7 protein-coding genes are annotated in these 7873 nt (G+C 68.2%); 4 read left to right on the plus strand and 3 right to left on the minus strand.

Features of this window, described 5'->3' with window-relative positions; genetic code table 11:
• Window positions 1-1565, minus strand: a 1565-nt coding sequence (locus WA944_RS01370) for an ABC transporter ATP-binding protein (protein ID WP_526646135.1), incomplete at its 3' end; no start/stop codon positions are given.
• Entirely contained in the window at window positions 1562-3304 is a 1743-nt protein-coding gene (locus WA944_RS01375; RefSeq protein ID WP_526611395.1) for an ABC transporter ATP-binding protein, read from the minus strand. The genes WA944_RS01375 and WA944_RS01370, both read right to left, overlap by 4 nt.
• A gap of 118 nt (window positions 3305-3422) precedes the next feature.
• On the opposite strand from WA944_RS01375, the gene WA944_RS01380 reads away from it, so the two are divergent.
• Both WA944_RS01380 and WA944_RS01385 read left to right on the plus strand, forming a co-directional pair.
• The gene (locus tag WA944_RS01380) at window positions 3423-3986 is read left to right on the plus strand and encodes a DUF3558 family protein (RefSeq protein WP_526370662.1); all 564 of its coding nucleotides are present in this window, start codon (window positions 3423-3425) and stop codon (window positions 3984-3986) included.
• Complete coding sequence (locus WA944_RS01385) at window positions 3983-4531, plus strand: DUF3558 family protein (protein ID WP_526370655.1); 549 nt, start codon at window positions 3983-3985, stop codon at window positions 4529-4531. The genes WA944_RS01380 and WA944_RS01385 overlap by 4 nt, the downstream gene beginning before the upstream one ends.
• A 41-nt stretch (window positions 4532-4572) precedes the next feature.
• Here WA944_RS01385 and WA944_RS01390 read toward each other — a convergent pair whose 3' ends face one another.
• Window positions 4573-5109 (minus strand): SixA phosphatase family protein, encoded by a 537-nt coding sequence (locus WA944_RS01390; protein WP_526370657.1) that lies wholly within the window; start codon window positions 5107-5109, stop codon window positions 4573-4575.
• Window positions 5110-5223: 114 nt separating this feature from the next.
• Here WA944_RS01390 and WA944_RS01395 point away from each other — a divergent pair, with 114 nt between their 5' ends.
• Together WA944_RS01395 and WA944_RS01400 are read left to right on the plus strand one after the other, a co-directional pair.
• Window positions 5224-6372 (plus strand): metallophosphoesterase family protein, encoded by a 1149-nt coding sequence (locus WA944_RS01395; protein ID WP_526370658.1) that lies wholly within the window; start codon window positions 5224-5226, stop codon window positions 6370-6372.
• Window positions 6369-7873: AAA family ATPase (locus WA944_RS01400; protein ID WP_526646138.1), on the plus strand; the 1505-nt coding region annotated here is incomplete at its 3' end. The genes WA944_RS01395 and WA944_RS01400, both read left to right, overlap by 4 nt.

Raw genomic sequence — 7873 nt, forward strand, 5'->3', positions numbered from 1 at the left:
AGGGTGTGGATGAACCGATCGACGTACGCCGCGGCGGCCGCCTCGATCACCTCCTTCTCGGTGGCGTCCGGGCGGCCGTAGGCGATGTTGTCGTACACCGTGCCCGCGAACAACCAGGTGTCCTGCAGCACCATCCCGATCCGGGAACGCAGGGATGCGCGGCTCACCGAGGAGATGTCGACGCCGTCGAGCAGGATCCGCCCCGAGTCGACGTCGTAGAACCGCATCAGCAGGTTCACCAACGTCGTCTTGCCCGCGCCGGTGGGTCCGACGATCGCGACCGTGGTGCCCGGCTGGGCGACCAGCGACAGATCTTCGATGACCGGGGTGTCGGGCAGGTATCCGAACCAGACGTGGTCGAACTCGACACGCCCGCTGCGCCCGTCGCCGACCGGGGGCATCATCTCGGAGGTATCCGCAGGCTCCTCGTCGGCGTCGAGCAGGTCGAAGACCCGTTCGGCGCTCGCGATCCCGGACTGCAGGGTGTTGTACATCCCCGCGATCTGGGTGAGTGGCTGGTTGAACTGGCGGACGTACTGGATGAACGCCTGGATGCTGCCGAGCGTGATCTGCCCGGTGGCCACCTGCAGCCCGCCGACCACGGCCACCGCCACATAGCTCAGGTTGCCGACGAAGATCGTGGCGGGCGACACCAGTCCCGACAGGAACTGGGCGCCGAAGCTGGCCTGGTAGACATCGTCGTTGAGCTCGCTGAACTGTTTTTCGGCCTGGGCGCGGTGTCCGAAGGTCTTCACCACGGTGAAGCCGCTGTAGGTCTCCTCGATGTGCGCGTTGAGTCGCCCGGTGTTGCGCCACTGCGCGACGAACAGTTTTCGTGACCGGCGGGCGATCGTGCGGGTGACCCACAGTGATAGCGGCACCGTCACCACCGTGAGCAACGTCAGCAACGGCGAGATGGTCAGCATCATCACCGCCACCGCGAACACCGTCAGAACCGAGGTCAGCAGTTGGGTGATCGACATCGACAGCGAGGTCTGGACGTTGTCGACGTCGTTGGTCAGCCGACTGAGCACCTCCCCGCGCCGCCGCGAATCGAAGTACTGCAGGGGAAGCCGGTGCACCTTGTCCTCGACGTCGGCGCGCAGCGCGATCATGGTCCGCTGCACGACGACGTTCAGCATCCTGGCCTGCAGCCAGACCATCAGGGCGGCAACCAGATACAGCGCCAGGGCCAGCGCGAGAGTCCTGGCCACGGCGCCGAAGTCGACTCCCTGGCCGGGTACCACGTCCATGCCGGACAGCAGGTCGGCGAAGCTGTCGTCACCCCGTGCTCGCGCCGCGTCGATGGCCTGCGCCTTGGTCAGGCCCTCCGGGAGCTGGCGGCCGATGACACCGTTGAACAGCAGATCGGTGGCGTGGCCGAGGATGCGCGGGCCCACCACCCCGATGGCGATGCCGCCGACGCCCAGCAGCATCACCGCCACCGTCAGCCCGCGGTAGGGGATGAGGCGCTTGAACAACCGGACCGCGGAGCCCTTGAAGTCGCGGGACCGAACCTCCGGCGGCTCGGCGCCGCGCAACGGTCGCGCCAGCGGTCCGGTCATGTCTGAGCGGCGTTGACCGACTGGGAATCGGCGAATTCGCGGTACTGCGAACACGTCCGCAGTAGATGTACGTGGTCGCCGGTGCCGACCACCCGGCCGTCGTCGATGACGACGATCTGGTCGGCCTCGGCGACCGTGGCGATGCGCTGCGAGACGATCAGCACCGTCGCGGTGGCCGACACCGCGCGCAGCGCGGCGCGAACCCGCGCATCGGTGTGAACGTCCAGGGCGGAGAACGCATCGTCGAACAGGTAGATCGCAGGGCGACGGATGACTGCGCGGGCGATCGCCAGGCGTTGGCGTTGCCCGCCGGAGAAGTTCATGCCCCCCTGTGCCACCTGCATGGCCAGGCCGTCCGGGTGGGCGGCGATGAAGTCGTCGGCTGCGGCCACCCGCAGCGCCTCCCACATCTCGTCTTCGTCCGCCACATGCCCTGGGGGCGCGCCGAGTTGCAGGTTGTCGGCCACAGTGCCGGAGAACAGGTAGCCACGCTGCGGGACCAGCCCGATCGCCGACCAGAGTCGTTCGATGTCCAAGTCGCGCACGTCGATTCCGTCCACGCTCACCGAACCTCCGGTCACGTCGTACATCCGGCAGACCAGCGACAGCAGCGTCGACTTGCCCGACCCGGTGGAGCCGACGATCGCGGTAGTGGTGCCTGGGGGCGCGGTGAGCGACACATCTTCGAACACCGGACGGTCGGCGCCAAGGTAGCTGAACGTCGCGGAATCCAGGCGGACCTCACCCATGATCCGCGCGGGCCGCACGGCGGTCTCGTCGCTGGTGATCGCAGGGGTGGTGCTGAGCACCTCGGTGATGCGCTCCGCACACACCGACGCCCGGGGGATGACCACCAGGATGAACGTCGCCATCAACACCGCGAGCAGGATCTGCATGAAGTACGACAGGAACGCGATCAGCGACCCCACCTGCATCTGGCCGGCGTCGATGCGCTGCCCACCGAACCAGATCAGCGCCACACTGGAGATGTTGATCACCAGCGTGGTCACCGGCAGCATCAGCGCCTGCCACCGCCCGGCTTCCAGCGCGGTGTCCGCCAGCGCCCGGTTGCTCTCGGCGAATCGGTTGCGCTCGTAAGGCTCTCGCGCGAACGCCCGCACCACCCGCAGGCCGGTGAGCTGCTCGCGCATCACCAGATTGATGCCGTCGATCTGGCGTTGCAGCCGTCGGAAGATCGGCAGCAGGTGCGACACGATCCAGTAGTTGGCGACCGCGAGCAGCGGCACGCTGACCACCAGCAGCCAGGCCAGACCGGCATTGAGGTGGATCGCCATCACGATGCCGCCGACGCACATGATCGGGGCGGTGATCAGCATCGTGCAGGTGAGTTGCACCAGCAACTGGATCTGCTGGACGTCGTTGGTGGTCCGGGTCAGCAGCGACGGGGCGCCGAACCTACCGGTCTCCTCGGCCGAGAACCCGGTGACGTGGTGGAAGATCGCCGAACGCAGATCCCGGCCGACGCTCATCGCCGCTCGTGATCCGAAGTAGACCGCTCCCACGGCGCACACCACCTGCAACGCGGTGACCGCGAGCATCACCCCGCCCAGCTCGACGATCAGGGTCAGGTTGCCCTGTGCGACGCCGTCGTTGATGATCGCGGCGTTGACCGTCGGCAAGTACAGCGTCGCGAGGGTGCTGATGACCTGGAGCAGCGCCACTACCGCAAGCAACCGTCGGTACGGCCGCACGTGCCGTCGGAGCAGCTCCCAGAGCATCCCGCTACTTTCGCACACCCTCCAGGCGGGACGCGTGTTCGGCTGCCCTGCCTGAGAACTCCCTAAATGAGCTGCTCAGTCGGCATGTCGGTGGTTCCCCTCGGACGCGGCCGCTACAGTGCATGGCGTGACACCCAGCAAGTCGACCAAAGCTCTGGCCGTCGCGGTCGCGGCCATGATCCCGGTCCTTGCCGCGTGCTCCGACTCCGAGCCGGCGTCTCCGACCGTGCCGACAACGGATGCGCCGGCAGAGGGCATCTCGCACGGCCCGTTCTTTCCCGAATGCGGCGGCATCAGCGACGAAGAGGTCATCAACCAGACACAGGTGCCCGGCCTGGTCAACACCGCCAAGACGTCGGTGGGGTGCCAGTGGCTCGCCGGCGGCAGCATCCTCGGTCCGCACTTCTCGTTCACCTGGTTCCGCGGCAGCCCCATCGGCCGGGAACGCAAGACCATGGAGCTGTCCCGCACCAGCGTGGAGGACATCAACATCGAGGGCCACGAGGGCTTCATGGGCATCAACGAAGACCTGACCACCGGCGACGTGAATTTGTGCGAGATCGGCGTCCAGTTCGGTGATGACTTCATCGAGTGGTCGATCAGCTACGCGCAGCCGCCGTTCCCCGACGCCTGCGAGGTGGCCACCGAGCTGACCCGCCAGTCGATCGTGAACTCCCGGTGAGCGCGCGGCGGACACGGGCCGGTGCGATCGCCGCCCTGGCCGGTCTGGTCCTGTTGACCGGCTGCACCCAGACCGTCGAGGGCACCGCGGCCAAGGCGGGTTCCGGGAACACGCCCCGCAACGACGACTCGGAGCGCCAGTACCCGAACCTGTTGAAGGAATGCGACGTGCTGACGGAGGACATCCTCGCCGAGACCGTCGGTGCGGACCCGTTGGACATCCAGAGCACCTTCGTCGGTGCGGTCTGCAGATGGCAGGCGGCCAACCCCGCCGGGCTCGTCGACATCACCCGTTTCTGGTTCGAGCTGGGCAGCCTCGACAACGAGCGCCAGACCGCCGAGGAGTTGGAGTATCAGATCGAGAACCGGTCGGTCGCCGGTATCCAGTCGATCGTGATGCGTCCCAACGATCCCAACGGGGCCTGCGGTGTGGCCAGCGACGCCGCGGGAGTGGTGGGCTGGTGGGTCAATCCGCAGACGCCCGGTATCGACGCCTGCGGGATGGCGATCAAGCTCATGGAGCTGACGCTGGCCACCCGCGCGTAACGCCGTTTCGTACGCTCAGCGCGCTCCGGCTGTTTGCGCGCTCAGCGCGCGACGTGGAAGTCGACCAGTTCGGCGCCGCCCAGCGCCAACTGATCCCACGGGTCGGCAGTGCGCAACACCGCAACCGAAGACGTCGGGAACTTCGCCGAGATCTCCTGGGCGGCAGCACCGTTGTTGGTGTCGTCGTTGGCGAAGTTCAGCGCCAGCGACGACATCACCGGTTCGTGTCCCACCACCAGCAGGGTGGCGAGTTCGGCGTGGTCCCCGAGGTCTGCGGCGAACCGTGATCGCACGCCGTTGATCTCGTCGATGACGATGCCGGGTGTCGAGTCGTAGATACGATCGACATACTGCACCGCCGCGGTGATCCCGGTCCGCTCCAGCGTCTGGCGGGTGCGGGTCGCGGTCGAACACAACACCGCATCGACGTCACCGACGTTCGCTCGGATCCAGTCGCCGGCCAGTGCGGCCTCCCGAATGCCCCGCTCGGCCAGCGGGCGCTCATGGTCGTCGACGCCGGACGGATAGTCCGACTTGGCGTGGCGCAGCAGCAGCAGCGTGCGGATCGTGGTGCTCATGCCAACAACGGTAGGGCATGCCGGTGCGCGTCCCCGGACTTGTCGGTGGCCCGCCATACACTCGCGGTGCCATGGCCGACAGGCCGGGGGACCAGGTGAGGAAGGACGGGTGAGATGCGGTTTCTGCACACTGCCGACTGGCAACTCGGGATGACCCGCCATTTCCTCAACGGGGAAGCCCAGCCTCGGTATTCGGCTGCCCGGCGCTCCGCGGTCGCCGCTCTCGGACCGCTCGCCACCGAGGTCGGCGCCGAATTCGTCGTCGTCGCCGGCGACGTGTTCGAGCACAATCAGCTCGCCCCGCGCGACGTCAGCCAGTCGCTGGAGGCGATGCGCGCCATCAACGTGCCGGTCTACCTGCTTCCCGGCAATCACGACCCGCTCGATGCCTCGTCCGTGTACACCAGCGCGCTGTTCACCGCGGAGCGGCCCGACAACGTCGTCGTCCTGGACCGTCCCGGTATCCACGAGGTGCGGCCCGGTCTGCAGCTGGTGGCCGCGCCGTGGTACTCCAAAGCGCCCACCACCGACCTGGTCGCCGAGGTCCTCGAGGCGTTGCCGGCCGACGGGACCACCCGCATCCTCGTCGGCCACGGTGCGGTCGACATCCTGGTGCCCGACAAGGACAGGCCTTCACTGATCGGGTTCGCAGCGCTGGAGTCCGCAGTCGCCCGCGGTGCGGTCCACTATGTGGCGTTGGGGGACAAGCACTCCCGGTTGAGCGTCGGCGCCACCGGGCGGGTCTGGTACTCCGGTTCACCGGAGGTGACGAACTACGACGACATCGAACCGGATCCGGGGCAGGTGCTCGTCGTCGACCTCGATGAATCCGATCCGCAGCGGCCCGTCGCGGTCGACACCCGCCGGATCGGCAACTGGCGGTTCGTGTCGCTGCGCCGTCCGGTGGACAACAGCCGGGACATCGCCGATCTCGACATCAATCTCGACCTGATGCCGGACAAGGAGCGCACGGTGATCCGGCTGGGTCTGACCGGAACGCTGACCGTCACCGACATGGCCACGTTGGACGGCTGCCTGGACCGCTACGCCCGGCTGTTCGCCGCGCTCGTTCCGTGGGACAAGCAGACCGACATCGCCGTGATGCCCGCCGACGGCGAGTTCGACGATCTCGGCATCGGCGGTTTCGCGGTCGCCGCGGTCGACGAACTGGTGGCCGCCGCGCGCTCCACCGGCGAGGAAGCCGACGACGCCCGGGGTGCGCTGGCACTGTTGCGACGGCTGGCCGAGGGTGGTGCAGCATGAAGTTGCACCGCCTGACACTGACGAACTACCGCGGCATCTCCCACCGCGACATCGAGCTGCCCGACCACGGCGTGGTCGTCATCAGCGGCGCCAACGAGACCGGCAAGACCTCAATGTTGGAGGCTCTCGACCTGCTGCTCGAGACCAAGGACCGCTCGACCAAGAAAGAAGTCAAACAGGTCAAGCCCACCCACGCCGATGTCGGCGCCGAGGTCACCGCCGAGATCTCGACCGGGCCTTACCGTTTCGTGTACCGGAAACGGTTCCACAAGCGCGCCGAGACGGAGTTGACGCTGCTGGCGCCGCGGCGCGAACAACTCACCGGTGACGACGCCCACGACAGGGTGCTGGCCATGCTCGCCGAAACCGTCGACATGGATCTGTGGCAGGCCCAGCGGGTGTTGCAGTCGGCGCCCACCTCGGCGGCCGACCTGTCCGGATGCAACGCCCTGTCTCGCGCCCTCGATGTGGCCGCCGGCGAGGTCGCAGACACCGCAGACACCGCACACGCCGAAAACTCTGCCCTGCCCAACGGCGGCAACTGCGGTGACGTCGACACGCTGCTGATCAACCGGATCGACGAGGAGTACCGGCGATACTTCACCACGACGGGGCGCCCCACCGGGGAATGGGCGACCGCGACCGCCAGACTGCGGGCTGCCGACGAGGACGTGGCCAAGTGCGCCGCTGCGGTTGCCGAGGTCGACGAGGCGGTCCGCACCCACGCCACGTTGACCGCCCAGGTCGCGGCGCTGACGACGGACAGCGCCGCTGCGCTCGAGCGACTCACCGGCGCCAGAACCGCCGCTGCGACCATCGCGAGGCTGCGCGGCGAGCTCGCCCAGGCCACCGCGCTGGCCGATGCGGCGAAGTCGACACACACCGCGACGCTCGCGGCGTTGACCGAGCGGCGCCGCGCGCGGGCCGACATCGACGAACGCACCGCGGCGATCGCCGACCTGCAGGCTGCGTCCGACGAAGCCGCCGACGAACTGGCGACCGCGGAGGAGGTGCAGGTAGCGGCCGAGGAGGCGGCAACGCAGGCGCGGTCCGCCCTCGAAACCGCTCAGGCCCGGGTCGACGCCGCGCGTGCTGCTGCGCAGCTGCTGGCAGACTGGGACCAGGTCGACCGCATCGCCGCCCGTATCGGCACCATCGAAGGCCACCAACTCGAACTCGATGCCGCGCAGCGAAGTCTGTCCGCGATCACGCTCACCGGTCAGCTGATGCAGACCATCGAAGGCGCCGCGGGCGCGGTCGAGCGGGCCGGCGCCGCTGCCGAGCAGGCCTCGGCGCACCTCGAGCTGGTCGCCACCACCGATCTCGAGGTGCGGGTCGGCGGAGAACCCGTCACGTTGCGCGCGGGCGACCGATGGTCGACAGGGGTCAGCGGTGTGACCGGGGTCGACGTTCCCGGCGTGCTGTCGGTGCGGGTCACCGCAGGAACGCCGGCCGCGACCACCCAGGCCGCGCTCGACGCCGCCCAGGCGAACCTGGCGGC

Origin of the sequence: Mycobacterium sp., assembly GCF_049683355.1 — a bacterium.
Lineage (GTDB): Bacteria > Actinomycetota > Actinomycetes > Mycobacteriales > Mycobacteriaceae > Mycobacterium.

What these genes read in the sequence shown, in the direction of transcription:
- WA944_RS01390 (WP_526370657.1), bottom strand. Translation starts at nt 5,109, where the DNA reads ATGAGCACCACGATCCGCACGCTGCTGCTGCTGCGCCACGCCAAGTCG.
- WA944_RS01395 (WP_526370658.1), top strand. Translation starts at nt 5,224, where the DNA reads ATGCGGTTTCTGCACACTGCCGACTGGCAACTCGGGATGACCCGCCAT.
- WA944_RS01375 (WP_526611395.1), bottom strand. Translation starts at nt 3,304, where the DNA reads ATGCTCTGGGAGCTGCTCCGACGGCACGTGCGGCCGTACCGACGGTTG.